Origin of the sequence: Desulfuromonas acetexigens (assembly GCF_900111775.1) — a bacterium.
Taxonomy (GTDB): Bacteria; Desulfobacterota; Desulfuromonadia; order Desulfuromonadales; family Trichloromonadaceae; genus Trichloromonas; species Trichloromonas acetexigens.
In genome coordinates, this window is sequence record NZ_FOJJ01000039.1 from 152708 (window position 1) to 168339 (window position 15632).

Here is a 15632-nt window from a genome sequence, read left to right on the forward strand (position 1 = left end):
CAACAGATTTTTCCCGTCGGCGGATACGCGGCTCGATCGATTTAAAAAACGGCCGGAAAAGGTCCGGAAAAAGTCCTGAGAAATTTTTACAACTATCTGTTTTCTAAATGCTTTTTCTCGATATTTTTTCCCTGTTGACAAGCCCGGGGCAGGGGGAGTAAATAGCGAACTAAGAGAGACGTTCGCGACCCGGGCATGCGCAAGACGAAGCGTAAAAAGCAACCCCTTTTTATAGCCGCACGCCCCAGGCACCCGGATCCTTTTCACGTCTCTCCCGCCCATCGGGCATCGCTCTTCACGGCTTAAAAAAGGGGTTATCACATGCACATCGCTCTCTCCCACAATCTTCGGGACGATTCCGCTTGCGCGGAACCCGATCCCGAACCCCCCGCGCCCGCACCCGCTGACGATCTCTACGCCGAATGGGATGACATCCACACCATCCGTGCCGTGGAATCCGCTCTCGCCACTCATCATCGGGTCTCCCTGGTCAACGCCGATCTCGACGCCTTTGCCGCTTTTCGCGAACTGAAGCCCGACTTGGTCTTCAATATCGCCGAAGGTCTGCACGGCGCCAGCCGCGAGGCGCAGATCCCGGCCATGCTCGACATGCTCGGCGTTCCCTACACCGGCAGCGACCCCCTTACCCTCGGCAATTGTCTCGACAAGCGGCGCACCAAGGAAATCCTCAGCTACCATCGGATTCCGACGCCGCGCTTCGTGACGGTCGACTCTCCGGCGCAGCTGCCGGCCCGCCTGCGCTACCCGCTGATGGTCAAACCGGTCCTCGAAGGGTCGAGCAAGGGCGTCACCGACCAAGCCCTGGTGTCGGACCGCAAGGCCCTGGTGCGCCAGGTCGAATGGGTGCTGGATACCTATCGCCAGAGCGCCCTGGTCGAGGAGTTTCTCCCCGGCCGGGAATTCACCGTGGCCCTGCTCGGCAACGGTGCCGCCCTGCGCGTTCTGCCCATCGTCGAGATCAATTTCGACACCCTTCCCGCCGGGGTCAATCCGATCTATTCCTATGAAGCCAAGTGGCTCTGGGATCAAGAGGACGATCCCTTGCAGATCTTCACCTGCCCGGCCCGGCTCGAACCGCTCTTGCAGAAACAGATCGAGGAAATCTGCCGGCGGGCCTTCGCCGTCATGGGCTGTCGCGACTGGTGCCGCATCGATGTGCGACTCGATGCGCGCGGGCTGCCCGCCATCATCGAACTGAACCCGCTGCCTGGCATCCTCCCCCGCCCCGAGCAGAACAGCTGCTTCCCCAAAGCGGCGCGGGCGGCCGGGCTATCCTACGAAGAGATGATTCTCGCGGTGGTCGAAGCGGCCGGCGAACGGCTCAATCTGCAAGGGGTTCAAGATGAACGTCTCCGTATGTTTTAATCAGGTTCCCCGAAAACTGCTCAAGGGGGAGTCCCGCGACCGCATTTCCGAGGAAGGCGCCGAGAAAGAGGCGCGCGCGGTCAAGGCCGCCCTGCGGCAACTGGGGCATGAGGTCAAGCTGGTGCCGCTGGCCGCCGATGCCCCGGCCTTCGCCGAGGCCCTGCGCGCCGCCCGGCCCGAGGTCGTTTTCAATCTTTGCGAGGGCTTCTGGGGGGACAGCCGCAAGGAGCTGCACGTCGCGGCGCTCTTCGATCTGCTCGGCCTGGCCTACACCGGTTCCGCCCCCCTGTGCCTGGGGTTGACCCAGGACAAGGCGCGGACCAAGGATCTGTTGGCGGCGCACAACCTGCCGACGCCTCGCTATGTGCTGGTGAAGCTGGGGGAACACTTCCCCAAGACCAAGAACCTGAGCTATCCGCTGATGGTCAAACCGCGCTTCGAGGATGCCTCCCTGGGGATCACCCTGGAGAGCATCGTCGATGACGAAAAGGCGCTGACCCGGCGCATCGCCTATGTTCACGAAACCTACCGCCAGGGAGCGCTGATCGAGGAGTTTATCGACGGGCGGGAGCTCAATGTCGCCGTGCTCGGCAACGCGCCGATGGAGGTTTTGCCGGTCTCCGAGATCGTCTTCAAGTCGGGGCTCAAGCGCGCCATCGTCAGCTACGACGGCAAGTGGCTGGAGGATTCCCAGGAGTACGCCCAGACCGAGCCGCTCTGCCCGGCGCCCTTGAAGGCCAAGGAACTGCTACTGGTGCGTGATGTCGCCATGCGCGCCTGCAAACTCCTCGACTGCCGGGATTACGCCCGGGTCGACATCCGCCTGCGCGACGGGGTGCCCTATATTCTTGAACTCAACGCCAACCCCGATCTGTCCCCCGACGCCGGCCTGGCCCGCAGCGCGCAAGCCGCCGGCATCGGCTATCCCCGGCTGGTGGAACGGATTCTCCAGCTGGCCCTGAAACGCCGGGAGAGTGCCCATGCGAAACCTTGAAGCGACCGATCTTCCGGCCCTGACCCGGATTCTCCAAGCGACCGGCGCCTTCACCGAAGTCGAGATCGAGTGTGCCGTCGAACTGCTCGAGATCGTCATCGCCCAGCCCTGGCAGCAGGATTACCGGGTGGCGGTGGCCGAGAATGACAGCCAGGTCGCCGGTTATATCCTCTACGGCCCGGTCCCCCTCACCGAGGGGGTTTACGACATCTACTGGATCGCCACCGATCCGACGGTGCAGGGGCAAGGCCTCGGCCGGCGCCTGATGGAACAGGCCGAGGCCGAAGCGCGCCGGGCGGGAGGGCGCATGATCTGTCTGGAAACCTCGTCCCAGGGGGGGTACGAACGCACCCGGCGCTTCTACGATCAGGCCGGGTATGTGGAAGAGGCGCGGCTGCGGGATTTTTACAAGCCCGGCGATGACCGCATCACTTACGTCAAACGTTTCTCTTGCCGTGAGGAGATCTAACGCAAGATGGAAACCTGGCAGAAACTGCTGCAGGAAAGCCTGACCCGTCCCGGCGACCTGACTCGTCGCTTCGGCGTCGATCCCCGGCCCCTCGAAGAAGTGGCGGCGCGCTACCCGATGCGGGTCAATCCCTACTATCTCGGGCTCATCAAGGAAGTCGGCGACCCCATCTGGAGGCAGGCGGTGCCGGCGGAGGAGGAGCTGCGCGACGCCGTCTGCCCGGCCGATCCCTTGGAGGAAGAGAACCAGAGCCCGGTGCCGAACCTGGTCCACCGCTATCCCGACCGGGTGCTCTTTCTGGTCTGTTCCGAGTGCGCCATGTACTGCCGCTTCTGCACCCGCAAGCGTAAGGTCGGCGGCGAGGAGATGGTGATCGACCGCGCCTCCATCGAGCGGGGCCTGGCCTATATCCGCGAACACGGGGAAATCCGCGACGTGATCCTCTCCGGCGGCGACCCGCTGCTCCTCTCCGACGAGCGTCTGGAGTGGATTCTCAAGGAACTGCGAGCGATTGCCCACGTCGAGATCATCCGCATCGGCAGCCGGGTGCCGGTGGTTCTGCCGCAGCGCATCACGGCGGCCCTGGTGCGCCTGCTGCGGCGCTTTCACCCGCTCTATCTCAACACCCATTTCAACCACCCGGACGAGATCACCGAACTCGCGGCCAAAGCCTGCGCGCGCCTCGCCGACGCCGGCATCCCCCTGGGCAATCAGACCGTGCTGCTGCGTGGGGTCAACGACGATCCAGTGGTAATGAAGCGGCTGATGCAGAAGCTGCTGGCGATCCGGGTCAAGCCCTACTACCTCTACCAGGCCGACATGGTGCAGGGGACCGACCACTTCCGTACCAGCGTCGAGGAAGGGCTGGAGATCGTCCGCGCCCTGCGCGGCCACACCTCGGGGTTGGGGGTGCCGGCCTACGTCATCGACGCCCCCGGCGGCGGTGGCAAAATTCCGCTGCTGCCCGATTATCTGCAAAGCCTGGGGGAAGAGGTGGTGCTCAAGAATTACCAGGGGGAAACCTACCGCTACGCCAACCCCGCCCCCGCCCTGATCGAAGAAAAACGCAGCGCCGTCAACGACTGCCGCTGATCCCTTCTGCTGTCGCCCCCGGTTCCCTGGGAATCGGGGGCGGCTTCTTTCTTCGCGATATTTCTGCTTTAGGTCCGCGTTAATACGGTTGCGTCACGGGGCGAACTCTGCGATATTAGCCCGTTGAACAGAGACACATTGGCGTGTTTTTCATAGGAGGTCCCGATGCCGCGACGCGACGACGTAAAGAAAGTTCTCATTATCGGCTCCGGCCCGATCATTATCGGTCAGGCCTGCGAATTCGACTATTCCGGTACCCAGGCCTGCAAGGCGCTGCGCAAGCTCGGCTACCAAATCGTGCTGGTCAACTCCAATCCGGCGACGATCATGACCGACCCCGGGATGGCCGACGCCACCTACATTGAGCCGCTCAACGTCGCCCGGCTCACCGAGATCATCGAGAAGGAACGTCCCGACGCCCTGCTCCCCAACCTCGGCGGCCAGACCGCCCTCAACCTCTCCAGCGAACTGGCGCGCCTCGGCGTTCTCGACAAGTACGGGGTGCGGGTGATCGGCGTCAACCTCGACGCCATCAAACGCGGCGAGGACCGGGAAACGTTTAAGGAGACCATGACCCAGTTGGGGATCGAGACGGCGCGCAGCGAAATCGCCGTCAGCCTCGATCAGGCCCTGGAGATCGTCGGCCGCATCGGTCTGCCGGTCGTCATCCGCCCCGCCTACACCATGGGCGGCACCGGCGGCGGCTTCGCCTACAATCTGGAGGAGTTCGAGACCATCGTCAGTCGCGGCCTCGCCGCCAGCCCGGTGAGCCAGGTCCTCATCGAGGAGTCGATTCTCGGCTGGGAAGAGCTTGAACTGGAAGTGGTGCGCGACGCCAAGAACCAGAAGATCACCGTCTGCTTCATCGAGAACGTCGACGCCGTCGGCGTCCACACCGGCGATTCCTTCTGCACCGCGCCGATGCTCACCATCGATCCCGAACTCCAGGCGCGCTTGCAGGAATACGCCTACCGCATCGTCGACGCCATCGAGGTGATCGGCGGCACCAACGTCCAGTTCGCCTACGATCCGAAGAGCGGCCGGGTGGTGGTCATCGAGATCAATCCCCGCACCTCCCGCTCCTCGGCGCTGGCCTCCAAGGCCACCGGTTTCCCCATCGCCCTGGTTTCGGCCCAACTCGCCGCCGGCTTGACGCTGGATGAAATTCCCTACTGGCGCGACGGCACCCTCGACAAGTACACTCCGTCCGGCGACTACGTGGTGGTCAAGTTCGCCCGCTGGGCCTTCGAGAAGTTCAAGGGGGTACACGACAAGCTCGGCACCCAGATGCGCGCCGTCGGTGAGGTGATGAGCATCGGCAAGAACTACAAAGAGGCGCTGCACAAGGCGATCCGCTCCCTGGAGAACGGTCGTTACGGCCTCGGTTTCGCCAAGGATTTCAACAAGCGCTCCCTGCCGGAACTGCTGGAACTCCTCGCCGAGCCCTCCAGCGAGCGCCAGTTCATTCTTTACGAGGCGCTGCGCAAGGGCGCTGATATCGACATGCTCTATGCCAAGACCTTTATCAAGCCCTGGTTCCTGCAGCAGATGAAGGAGCTGGTCGAGCTCGAAGAGGAAATCCTCCAGCACAAAGGGAGCCTGCCCCCCGATGCCCTGCTGATCCAGGCGAAAAAGGACGGCTTCGCCGACCGCTACCTGGCGCAGATTCTCGGCCTGAGCGAAGAGGCGATCCGCAGCAAACGCACCGCGCTCGGCATGGTCGAGGCCTGGGAGGCGGTGCCGGTGAGCGGAGTGGAAAATGCTGCCTACTACTTTTCCACCTACAACGCCCCCGATTCGGTCACCGTTTCCGACCGCAAGAAGATCATGGTCCTCGGCGGCGGTCCCAACCGCATCGGCCAGGGGATCGAATTCGACTACTGCTGCGTCCATACCGCCCTGGCCCTGCGCGAGGCCGGTTTCGAGACGATCATGATCAACTGCAACCCCGAGACCGTCTCCACCGACTACGATACCTCAGACAAGCTCTACTTCGAGCCTCTCACCGTCGAGGACGTCCTCGCCATTTACGAGAAAGAAAAGCCCGAAGGGGTAGTCGTGCAGTTCGGCGGGCAGACACCGCTGAACATCGCCCGCCAGCTCGAAGAGGCGGGGGTACGCATCCTCGGCACCAGCCCGGCGACCATCGACCAGGCCGAGGATCGCGATCTCTTTAATCAGACGATGGTCAAACTCGGCATCCCCCAGCCCGAATCGGGAATGGCGGCGACCGAGGCCCAGGCCGTGGAGATCGCCGCGCGCATCGGCTATCCGCTGATCGTGCGACCCTCCTTCGTTCTCGGCGGCCGCGCCATGGAAGTGGTGCACGACGAATCGATGCTCCGCGAGTATCTGCAAAAGGCGGTGGAAATCTCCCCCGAGCGGCCGATTCTCATCGACCGTTTCCTGCAGAACGCCATCGAGGCTGAGGCCGACGCCATCGCCGACGGCACCGAGGCCTTCGTCCCGGCGGTGATGGAGCATATCGAGCTGGCCGGGGTTCACTCCGGGGATTCGGCTTGCGTCATTCCGCCCGTTTCCATCCCGGCTAAGCATATCGCCACCATCGAGGAGTACACCCGGCGCATTGCCGTGGAGATGGGGGTGGTCGGGCTGATGAACATCCAGTACGCCATCGCCGACGACAAGGTCTACATTCTCGAAGCCAATCCCCGCGCCAGTCGCACCGTGCCGCTAGTCTCCAAGGTCTGCGCCATCCCCATGCCGCGCATTGCGGTGGCGGCCATGCTCGGGAAAAAACTCGCCGAGCAGGGACTTAAGCGTCGCGAATTCACCCATTTCGGGGTCAAGGAGGCGGTCTTCCCCTTCGGTATGTTCCCCGAGGTCGACCCGGTGCTCGGGCCGGAGATGCGCTCCACCGGCGAAGTGCTGGGGCTGGCGAGCAACTACGGCCTGGCCTACTTCAAGGCCCAAGAAGGGGCCAATTCGCCGCTGCCGCTGCAAGGAACGGTACTCATCACCGTCGCCGAGCAGGACAAGGCCGGGGTGCTCGAAGCGGCCCGCCTCTTCGTCGAGCACGGCTTCACCATCCGCGCCACCGCCGGCACCCAGGCCTATCTGACTTCCCAGGGGATCGCCGCCACCGTCATCCAGAAGCTGCACGAGGGGCGGCCGAACATCGCTGATGCCATCAAGAACGGTGAGATCCAGCTGCTGATTAACACCCCCGTCGGCAAACTCAGTGCCTACGACGACTCCTACATCCGCAAAGCGGCGATCCGCTACAAGGTGCCCTACATCACCACCACCGCCGCCGCCCTCGCCGCCGCCCAGGGCATTGCCGCCCGGCGCCGGGGCCAGGAGGAGATTCACAGCCTGCAGGAATATCACGCCGCCATTCGTTAGCATTAGATTGACGGCAAAAAATTCGGGGCGGGGTCGACGGCAGGAATCGTCGCCCCGCCCTTTTTGTTTCCGGGGAGATTTGCCCGCAGGGGGCTTGCATTGCGAAATTGTATGCCGTATAGTTTTTTAAAAAAATATACGGCATGTTGATGGGGGAGGATCAAATGCAGACCAAGCTGACCTTGCGGCTGGATGATGAACTGATCGATCAGGCCAAAAACTATGCGGCCCGCTCCGGAAAATCGGTTTCGCAGGTGGTGGCCGATTATTTTCGGCTCTTGCCTGCCGGGAACGAACCCACCGCGCCGCAGGAAACGGCGCCGCTGACTTGCTCGCTGCGGGGGTTGCTGCGCGGGGCGCATGTAGATGAGGCCGATTATCGGCGCCATTTGGAAGAGAAAAACCGATGAAGGTGCTTTTCGACACGAATGTCGTTCTCGATCTGCTCATCGACCGCGCGCCCCATGCCGAGGCGGCCGCCAGGCTTTTTGCTGCCGTGGAGCGTGGAATAATCGGCGGCTGTCTAGGCGCGACCACCCTCACCACCATTCATTATTTGTCGGCCAAGACCCTGGGCCGGGAGCAGGCCCGCCAAGCGGTCGCCGTCCTGCTGTCCCTCTTTGAAATCGCGCCGATTACCCGGCCGGTGCTGGAAGCGGCCCTGACCGGCAATTTCGACGATTTCGAGGATTCGGTCATCCATCAGGCGGCCTGCCAATCCGGTGCTCAGGCTATCGTCACCCGCAACGGCAAGGACTTTCGTGGGGCGGAACTGCCCGTGTACGCGCCGGAAGAACTGCTCAAGGTGCTGCGAGCGATGGGGTTAGAGAGGGGAGCGGATTGAAAAATTTATTTCCTTATAAAAAATAGTCATGTAAAATTTCTTCAGAAAGGAGGAGCCCGCTATGTTATCGAATGCCCAACCCCAGGATGCCGCCGACCGGCGGCAGGTTCTGTCGAAGGCGGTGATCGGCGCCGCCGCCTATCTGGAGATTTCCAAGGTCAAACTGGCGCGGATTCTCGGCGTCAGTCCGGCGACGGTATCTCGCTTGTATGGCGATTTTTACAGCCTGAGCCCGGAAAAGAAAGAGTGGGAGTTTGCCGTGCTGCTGGTGCGCCTCTTTCGTTCCCTCGACGCCATCGTCGGCGGCGCGGCGGCCCATGCCAGAACCTGGCTGAAAAGCGAAAACCGGGCCTTCGCCGGGGCGAAGCCCATCGATCTCATCGATACTACGGAGGGATTGGTCCGTGTCGTCACCTACTTGGACGCCTGCCGCGGTCACGTCTGAGGCGCAGGCGCTGCGTTGCCGCGTCTGGCGCATGGTCGAGGCGCAGCACCTGGCGGCGACGGCCAAACTGGTGGAAACCCGCGCCGAGCAGGAACTGCTCGAAGAGATTCTCGAAGCGAGCAAATCTCCCATCCCCGCCGAGGCTGCCGGCCTCGACTATCTGCTCTTCAGCCCCTTCCGCTACGATACCCGGCCCCCTTCGGGGTCGCGCTTTCGCGCCCCCACCGATCCCGGCGTCTTTTACGGGGCCGAACTTCCACGCACGGCGGCCGCCGAGGTCGCCCACTGGCGCTTTCGTTTTCTGCGGGATTGCGCCGGGCTTGACCGCTTGCAGCCCGCGACCTTCACCGCCTTTTCGGTTTCCGTCGCTACCCGCGCCATCGATCTGCGGCGACCACCCTTTGACCGCGACGAACAGGCCTGGCGGCATCCCCGCGATTACGGCGCCACCCAGGCCCTGGCGCGCACCGCCCGCGAGGCGGAGATCGGTGCCATTCTCTACCTTTCGGTCCGCGATCCCGAACCCCATTTCTGCGCGGCGCTTCTCACGCCCCGGGCCTTCGCCGCCAAGCGCCCCGCGGCCGTCACCCAGACCTGGATTCTGACCCTCACCGGCAAGGAAGCGATCTGGCTGCGCGGCGCGGAGGAAAGCTTGGTGTTCGCCACGGCGCCGTGGGGGGATGGGTGAGGATGACGTGAGCGGAAGTCTGGGCAAGCCAGCCGAAAAAAAGCGCGGGGAGAGCCGCTGTCGACTCTCCCCGCGCTTTTTTTGGTGTCCTCCGCTGTTCAGAAGCTCAACAGCCGGGTGTCGTCGTCGTTGAGCAGTGTCACGATCTCCGGTGGGGTGGCGGCGGTGACGCCGTCGATGAGGTCGGCGGCGGTCTTGCCGGAATTGGGCAGGAAGAGGGCGCAGACCTGAACCTGGGCGCCGTTCTGCATGAGTCCCTGCAGCATTTGTTTCGGAGTCACGTCCCGGGGTTTGAGGGTCGGTGGGGTGAAATCCTTCAGCGCCAATTTCCCGGCTTCGTCACACAACAGCACCCGCACCGGGGTCCCCTGACGCTGGGCTTCGGTCGCCAGGACCAGCGCCATACCCTGGGTCTGGACATCGCCGCTGGTGAGCATCACCAGCCAAAAGTCGTCAGCCGCCAGGGCGCCGCCGGTGGAAAAAAGCAGGGTCAGGGCGAGCAGCAGGGCGGGCAGGAGCATTTTTCCGGACTGGTATCTCTTCATCACTTGATCCTCCTTGGTTGAAAGTTTCCGGTGTTTTCGCCTGAAAAGCATAGCAGAAAAGGCGGGGTCTTCGAAGCTTTCGGGCCGGTAAATTTCGTGTTACGGATCTTTGCCGTCGTCGGCGATTGACAAACCGGAGAGGGAACGGCTATGGTGCAACGAAATTTGTTTACGTAGCACAGCTCTGTCCGCTTGGGCGGATTCGGGAGGTCGCGCCATGCCGCTCTTTAATCCCTTGTCGTTGATAACGCTTTGCCTCGTGGCTTTTCTTCCCCTGGGTGCCGCCGCCGAAGAGCCGCCCCTGCTGGCGCCGGTCGTCGTTTCCGGTCAGGAACTCATCCTCCCCACGCAACAGGCCGGCGAAACAGTTTATACCGGCAGCAGGGTAACCGCTGAAGGGGTGGCGCTGCAGGGGAGCGCGGCCTCCTCCCGGGTTGCCGAGGCCCTCGGCATCCTGCCCGGGCTCAGCGTCGAAAGCGCCGACGGCGTCGGGCTGGCGGCCGAACAGGGCAATTTACGCGTGCGCGGCGTGCGGGGAATATTGGGGGCGCTGACCGTGGAAGGGGTGCCGAACTTCGGCCTCAATCCCATCGGTCCCCGCGACTATCTTTACGATCTGGAGAACATGGCGGGGCTTTCTCTCTACAAGGGGCCGGTGCCCGCCGACATCGGCACCGGCGTCGGCTCCCGGGGAGGGGCCGTCGTGCTTCATCCCGAGTGGCCGGGGGAGGAATTCGCCCTGCGCCTGAAGCAGGGGTTCGGTTCCCATGACTATTCCCGCAGCTACCTGCGGCTCGATAGCGGATCCCTCAATGATATCGACACGCGTTTTTCCGTCGCCTCTTCCTACGGCGACGCCGACAAATGGCGGGGGCCCGGTGAGGTGGGGCCCCGGCGCAACCTCAATCTCGGTTTTTCCCAGCCCCTCGGTGAGAAGGCCGATCTCAAGCTCTGGTACAACCGCAATGAGCTCGACCAGCATCTTTACCGCGCCCTGAGCTATGCCGACATTCGCGATCTGAAGGGCAACTACCGCAAGGATTTCAACGAGGTCCGCAGTGGTGCCGCTGCCGACGATATCTATTATTACGATGACAATCGCGGTGTTTATCGCAACGACGACCTGATTTCGATTCTGACCCTGACTACCGCCGACACCCTGAAGTTCATCTTCAAACCCTATTTTTCCTGGGAAGATTCCCGCATCCGCGAAGGCGTGACCGTTCAGGGGGGGCGGGTGCAGGAGCGCAACCGGGACATCGAGCGCGGCGGCGTCATCGCCGAGGTCCAAGGCGAGTTGGGAGAAATCGAAACGGTTCTCGGTTACCACTTCGAAAATTCCGATATGGATGTTTTCACCCGGAACTTCGCCATCACCCCCGGCGGTCTGGAGTACCGGGGGCTGGGGGTCATGGCGAGTGCCGGGGATACCCGCATCCACAGCCCCTATCTCAAATTCGCCGGTCGCCTGGGCGCGTTCGACTGGCAGGCCGGGATGAAATATTTTCGTTTCGAGGATTCGGACAGCCGGGGCTATGTCGCCGGTCCCGCCCCCGACTATGCCCCGGTGCGCGCCGCGGATCTCGACCGCGCGGCAGAAGTGTACGATATCTGGCTGCCCACCCTCGGCGTCGCCTTTGACCTGAACGAGCGGCTGCAACTGTATGCCGGCTACGGCCGCAACTTCATCCGCCCCTATGCCTATTTGCCCCTGGCGACCCTGTACAACAACCAGCGCGCCCGCTTCCAGGGCCAGGGAATCGATCTCCAGCAACTCTTCGACGGATACGATCTGGAGAAGTCCGACACCGTCGATCTCGGCCTGCGCTACGCCGGCGACTGGTTCGATCTGGCGCCGACGCTGTTTTTGTCCCGGCACAAAAATCTGCTCACCAGCGTTTACGATCCCCGGGTCGATCTGAATTACCAGCAGAATGTCGGCGAAGCGAGCGGTTACGGGATCGACCTGGAAATGAACGCCTACCCGAGGGAAAATCTGACGCTCTTCGTAAATCCCAGCTACACCGTGCTGACCTACGACAAGGATCTGACCTTTGCCGGCGCCCGCCTCGACAGCGAGGGACGCCAGGTTGTGGATACCCCCCGCCTGCAGGTGAAGAGCGGCCTGATCTATCGCCTCGGCGCCGCCGAGATCGCGCCCGTGCTGCGCTGGATGGGGGCCCGCCACGGCGATGTGGAGCACCGGGAGCGGATCGGCTCATGCCTGCTGGTCGATCTGCGCGGCAGTTACAGCTTCCGAGATGTCGGGCCGGTTGAAACCCTGAAGATCGGTCTGGAATTGAACAATCTCCTGAACCGCAAGTACGTCTCGGTCATCAACGCCTTTGATGACAGTCGCGAGGGGCAGACCGGCTACTACCCGGGGGCGCCCCTGACCACGGTACTGACCGTGGATCTGAAATTCTGACGCCCGCCCATGCTCCGCATCTTCTGTCTGTTCTGCTTCCTTTCCCTTTTGCCCGAACCGCCGGGGGCCTTCGGCTCCTCCACCGCGCGGCCGGTGGCGGAGCTCCGCATCGCCGACGAGCGTGGCGACCACGGCCCGCCCAATCCCTTTCGCCACTATCCCCGCGGGTCGGGCTTCGTGCGCATGAGTTGGGTTTTCGACAGCCTGCTGTGGAAGGACCGCGACGGTCTGGTCCCGGCCCTGGCCCGCTCCTGGAGCTGGAACGAAAGGAAGACCGCTTGCACCTTCGAGCTGTGGCCCGAGGCGCGCTGGCATGACGGGCGGCCCCTGACCGCCGAGGATGTCGCCTTCAGCATCGACTACTACCGCCGCCATCCTTACGGCTGGGCCGACGTCTCGGTGGTGGCGCGGGCCGAGGTGCACGATGCGCGCCGCGTCACCCTGCACCTGGCGCGGTCTTATGCCCCGTTTCTGGCGGAAATCGGCGGCACCCTGCCGATCTTGCCCCGGCATATCTGGGAGCCGGTGGATGATCCCCTGAGCTTCGACGCGCCGGAGGCCTTTATCGGCAGCGGCCCGTTCCGCTTTCGCGACTTCGATAAGGTTCGCGGCAGCTATCTCTTCGAGGCCTTTGCCGACTACTATCAGGGGCCGCCCCGGGTGCAACGGCTGATCTACCTGCGCTCCGCCAATCCGCTGATTTCTCTCGCCAACGGCCAGGCCGACCTGGCGGCGATCCGGCCGGAGATGGCCGAGCCGCTGCGGCGGGAGGGTTTGACGGTGATCGAAGAGAGCGAGGGCTGGGTGCGCAAGCTGATGATCAATCACGACAAGTTTCCCTTTTCCGACCGCCGCTTCCGGCAGGCGTTGGCCCATGCCGTCGATCTTAAGGATCTGATCGCCAAGAGTCAGCGCGGCTTCGCCGTCCCGGCCTCTCCCGGCCTGCTTGCGCCGGGTCATCCCTTCTCCAATCCCTCGACCCCAACCTATGGCTACGATCCCGCTCGGGCGCGGGCGCTTTTGGCCGAGCTCGGTTACCGGCCGGACGGCGCGGGTGTCTTGCGGCGAGAGGGGCAGGCATTGCGGCTGGAGCTGCTCTCTTCATCCATCGCCGTGGCCGGCGGCAGCGGCGGCGACCGGGACGGACTGATCCTCAAACAGCAGCTGGAAGCGCTCGGCCTGCAGGTCGATCTGCGGGTGCTGGAGCAGGCCGTCGCCGATCAGCGCCTGACCCGGGGGGAGTTCGACCTGGCTCTTTCCGGCCATGGCGGCATCGGCGGCGATTCGAAAATCCTCAACGAAATGATCCTGCCGAACCGGGGGGGCGCCTTCAACAGCGCCCGGTTCGACAAAAATCCCGAACTGACGCTTCTGCTGGAAAAACAGCTGATGGAGATGGACGAGGAAAAACGCCGGGCGCTGGTCTTTCGCATTCAGGAACTGCTCGCCGAGGAGTTGCCGGCCCTGCCTCTCTACTATCCGGCGAATCTGAGCGCCTACCGCCCGGAGAAGGGGATTTCCTGGTATTTCACCCGGGGCGGACTCGGCAAGGGAGTACCCATCCCCCAGAACAAGCAGGCGCTGCTGCCGTGAGGGGAAAGTTGTGGCCGACCCTGACGGCCTATGCCCTGGCCGCAAGCCTCTTGCTGGTGCTCAGTCACGCCTTGCCGCGCTTGCTGCCGGGGGATTTCGTCAGCGCCCATTGGCAAGGTGGTGAGGTCGTGCTCGATGCCGATCGGACGGCGGACCTGCGCGAACGCTTCGCGTCGGCGGAGAGCTTCGGCGGTTACCTCTCGGCGCTGGCGCGCGGGGATTGGGGACGCTCCCTGGCCTTGGGAAAACCAGTTCTGGAGCTGATCGCCGCGGCTTTTCCCTGGACTCTGTTGCTCATGGGAAGCGCCCATCTCCTCTCCACCCTCGGCGGCTTCATTGCCGGGGTGGAGGTTGCCTGGCGGTGGGGTTCGCCGCTGGAGAAGGGGAGTGTCGCCGCCATGAGCCTGCTCGAGGGGGTGCCCGAGCTGGTCAGCGGCCTGTTGCTGCTGCTTCTTTTCGCCCTGCGCCTGGAATGGCTGCCGGCCTCGGGGGCGCAGACCGCCTACGCCGGGCTTGCCGGCACCGACTGGCTTCTGGATCTTTTGCGGCATCTGGCGTTGCCCCTGCTGACCCTGGTTCTGGCCTATCTGCCGGGGAATTTTCTGCTGACGCGGGCGAGCATGCTCCTGGTTCTTACTGCCCCCTACCTGGAAACGGCCCGGGCCAAGGGACTTCCCCCCTGGCGGGTGCGTTACCGCCATGGCGCGCGGAACGCCCTCTTGCCCCTGGTGACCCGTTTCGGCCTGCGCTTTTCCCTGATGGTGACCGGCGCCCTGGTGGTCGAAACCCTCTTTGCCTATCCGGGACTGGGGCGCCTGCTGGTGGAGGCGGTCGCCCAGCGGGATCTGCCCCTGGCGCGGGGGATCATCCTCTTCTCGTCGCTCTCGGTGCTGGCGCTCAGTCTGGGTGTGGAGTTGCTCTACCGACGCCTCGATCCCCGGGTGAGTCATGGGTGTTGAGTTGCGGCGGCGGTTTGACAACGGTTGGTTGCGGATTGGTGGGGCGCTCTTGATGCTGCTGCTGGCGGCAGCCCTGCTCGGTCCCTGGCTGAGCCCCCACGACCCCCAGGCCATGACCTTTGTTCCCCTGAGTCCGCCGGACGGCAGCCACTGGCTGGGGGTCAACGATGCCGGGATGGATCTTTTTGTCGAACTGCTTTACGGCTTGCGCAACAGTCTGGCTTTTGGCCTCGTCGGCGGCTTTTCGGCGCTGGCGCTGGGAGTCGCCGTCGGCCTGATCGCGGCCTGGTTCGGCGGTGCCGTCGATGCCGTCTGTATGAGCCTGGCTGATGTGCTCCTGGCCATTCCCCTGGTGATGCCCCTACTTCTGCTGGCCGTTCTGACGCCGCCTTCGCCCCTGCTCCTGGCGCTTCTCCTCGCCCTGCTGAGCTGGCCGAGCACCGCTCGCAGTCTCCGCGCCCAGGCCCTGTCCCTGCGCAAACGCCCGCACGTAGCGGCGGCCCGGCAAATGGGTGCTTCGGCATCCTACATTCTTGGGAAGCATCTGCTGCCCGAACTCGCGCCGCTCTTTCTCGCGGGTTTGGCGGGAAAGGTGCGCATGGCCCTGGCCATGGAGGCGTCGCTTGCCTTTCTCGGCCTTTTCGAGCCGGGGCGCAAATCCCTGGGGCAGACGTTGCGCGACGGTATCCAGTACTACTATCTCGATATCTGGTGGCACTGGCTGCTGCCGCCGCTCCTCTGCCTGAGTCTCCTCATTCTCTCCCTGACCCTGCTCGCTGTCGGCTGCGAAGCGCGGTTTGATCCGCGCCTGAAGGAAGATTGA

General features: G+C 63.6%; 14 protein-coding genes. 13 read left to right on the forward strand and 1 reads right to left on the reverse strand.

Annotated features, from left to right (window positions below; translation table 11 throughout):
* The first annotated feature begins 321 nt into the window (after window positions 1-321).
* The 9 genes from BQ4888_RS15420 to BQ4888_RS15460 all read left to right on the forward strand — a co-directional run bounded on the left by BQ4888_RS15420 (window position 322) and on the right by BQ4888_RS15460 (window position 9284).
* The gene (locus BQ4888_RS15420) at window positions 322-1386 is read left to right on the forward strand and encodes a D-alanine--D-alanine ligase family protein (protein ID WP_092058253.1); all 1065 of its coding nucleotides are present in this window, start codon (window positions 322-324) and stop codon (window positions 1384-1386) included.
* Window positions 1364-2380, forward strand: a complete 1017-nt coding sequence (locus BQ4888_RS15425) for a D-alanine--D-alanine ligase family protein (RefSeq protein ID WP_092058255.1) — start codon at window positions 1364-1366, stop codon at window positions 2378-2380. The genes BQ4888_RS15420 and BQ4888_RS15425 overlap by 23 nt, the downstream gene beginning before the upstream one ends.
* Complete coding sequence (locus tag BQ4888_RS15430; protein WP_092058257.1) at window positions 2367-2849, forward strand: GNAT family N-acetyltransferase; 483 nt, start codon at window positions 2367-2369, stop codon at window positions 2847-2849. The genes BQ4888_RS15425 and BQ4888_RS15430 overlap by 14 nt, the downstream gene beginning before the upstream one ends.
* A 6-nt stretch (window positions 2850-2855) precedes the next feature.
* Window positions 2856-3941 carry a KamA family radical SAM protein gene (locus BQ4888_RS15435; RefSeq protein ID WP_092058259.1) on the forward strand — a complete coding sequence of 362 codons (1086 nt, stop codon included), beginning with the start codon at window positions 2856-2858 and terminating at the stop codon, window positions 3939-3941.
* 165 nt (window positions 3942-4106) lie between these two features.
* Window positions 4107-7307 (forward strand): carbamoyl-phosphate synthase large subunit, encoded by a 3201-nt coding sequence (gene carB / locus BQ4888_RS15440; RefSeq protein ID WP_092058261.1) that lies wholly within the window; start codon window positions 4107-4109, stop codon window positions 7305-7307.
* Between the two features lie 164 nt (window positions 7308-7471).
* Window positions 7472-7717 carry a DUF6364 family protein gene (locus tag BQ4888_RS15445; RefSeq protein WP_092058263.1) on the forward strand — a complete coding sequence of 82 codons (246 nt, stop codon included), beginning with the start codon at window positions 7472-7474 and terminating at the stop codon, window positions 7715-7717.
* A complete protein-coding gene (locus BQ4888_RS15450) occupies window positions 7714-8151 on the forward strand; it encodes a PIN domain-containing protein (RefSeq protein ID WP_092058265.1) in 438 nt (145 codons plus the stop codon). Before BQ4888_RS15445 ends, BQ4888_RS15450 begins: the two co-directional genes overlap by 4 nt.
* A 61-nt stretch (window positions 8152-8212) precedes the next feature.
* Window positions 8213-8596, forward strand: coding sequence for an antitoxin Xre/MbcA/ParS toxin-binding domain-containing protein (locus BQ4888_RS15455; protein WP_092058267.1), 384 nt, complete (start codon window positions 8213-8215; stop codon window positions 8594-8596).
* Window positions 8556-9284: an RES family NAD+ phosphorylase gene (locus tag BQ4888_RS15460; RefSeq protein ID WP_240746365.1), complete on the forward strand. Its 729-nt coding sequence runs from the start codon at window positions 8556-8558 to the stop codon at window positions 9282-9284. Before BQ4888_RS15455 ends, BQ4888_RS15460 begins: the two co-directional genes overlap by 41 nt.
* A gap of 98 nt (window positions 9285-9382) precedes the next feature.
* Here the strand turns inward: BQ4888_RS15460 and BQ4888_RS15465 are convergent, their stop codons facing one another.
* Window positions 9383-9829, reverse strand: a complete 447-nt coding sequence (locus BQ4888_RS15465; protein WP_092058271.1) for a DsrE family protein — start codon at window positions 9827-9829, stop codon at window positions 9383-9385.
* Window positions 9830-10046: 217 nt separating this feature from the next.
* Between BQ4888_RS15465 and BQ4888_RS15470 the strand changes: the two genes are divergently transcribed.
* From BQ4888_RS15470 to BQ4888_RS15485, 4 genes are read left to right on the forward strand one after another with little or no spacing between them, the layout of a single operon-like run.
* Window positions 10047-12257, forward strand: a complete 2211-nt coding sequence (locus BQ4888_RS15470; RefSeq protein WP_092058273.1) for a TonB-dependent receptor — start codon at window positions 10047-10049, stop codon at window positions 12255-12257.
* Window positions 12258-12266: 9 nt separating this feature from the next.
* Window positions 12267-13850: an ABC transporter substrate-binding protein gene (locus tag BQ4888_RS15475; protein WP_092058275.1), complete on the forward strand. Its 1584-nt coding sequence runs from the start codon at window positions 12267-12269 to the stop codon at window positions 13848-13850.
* Window positions 13847-14809 carry an ABC transporter permease gene (locus BQ4888_RS15480; RefSeq protein WP_092058277.1) on the forward strand — a complete coding sequence of 321 codons (963 nt, stop codon included), beginning with the start codon at window positions 13847-13849 and terminating at the stop codon, window positions 14807-14809. The genes BQ4888_RS15475 and BQ4888_RS15480 overlap by 4 nt, the downstream gene beginning before the upstream one ends.
* Complete coding sequence (locus BQ4888_RS15485) at window positions 14799-15632, forward strand: ABC transporter permease (RefSeq protein WP_092058279.1); 834 nt, start codon at window positions 14799-14801, stop codon at window positions 15630-15632. Before BQ4888_RS15480 ends, BQ4888_RS15485 begins: the two co-directional genes overlap by 11 nt.

Excerpts from the sequence above, each read along its gene's own strand:
- BQ4888_RS15420 (WP_092058253.1), top strand. The coding sequence starts at position 322 with ATGCACATCGCTCTCTCCCACAATCTTCGGGACGATTCCGCTTGCGCG.
- BQ4888_RS15435 (WP_092058259.1), top strand. The coding sequence starts at position 2,856 with ATGGAAACCTGGCAGAAACTGCTGCAGGAAAGCCTGACCCGTCCCGGC.
- BQ4888_RS15475 (WP_092058275.1), top strand. The coding sequence starts at position 12,267 with ATGCTCCGCATCTTCTGTCTGTTCTGCTTCCTTTCCCTTTTGCCCGAA.
- BQ4888_RS15425 (WP_092058255.1), top strand. The coding sequence starts at position 1,364 with ATGAACGTCTCCGTATGTTTTAATCAGGTTCCCCGAAAACTGCTCAAG.
- BQ4888_RS15450 (WP_092058265.1), top strand. The coding sequence starts at position 7,714 with ATGAAGGTGCTTTTCGACACGAATGTCGTTCTCGATCTGCTCATCGAC.
- BQ4888_RS15470 (WP_092058273.1), top strand. The coding sequence starts at position 10,047 with ATGCCGCTCTTTAATCCCTTGTCGTTGATAACGCTTTGCCTCGTGGCT.
- BQ4888_RS15430 (WP_092058257.1), top strand. The coding sequence starts at position 2,367 with ATGCGAAACCTTGAAGCGACCGATCTTCCGGCCCTGACCCGGATTCTC.
- carB (WP_092058261.1), top strand. The coding sequence starts at position 4,107 with ATGCCGCGACGCGACGACGTAAAGAAAGTTCTCATTATCGGCTCCGGC.
- BQ4888_RS15465 (WP_092058271.1), bottom strand. The coding sequence starts at position 9,829 with ATGAAGAGATACCAGTCCGGAAAAATGCTCCTGCCCGCCCTGCTGCTC.
- BQ4888_RS15455 (WP_092058267.1), top strand. The coding sequence starts at position 8,213 with ATGTTATCGAATGCCCAACCCCAGGATGCCGCCGACCGGCGGCAGGTT.
- BQ4888_RS15485 (WP_092058279.1), top strand. The coding sequence starts at position 14,799 with ATGGGTGTTGAGTTGCGGCGGCGGTTTGACAACGGTTGGTTGCGGATT.
- BQ4888_RS15445 (WP_092058263.1), top strand. The coding sequence starts at position 7,472 with ATGCAGACCAAGCTGACCTTGCGGCTGGATGATGAACTGATCGATCAG.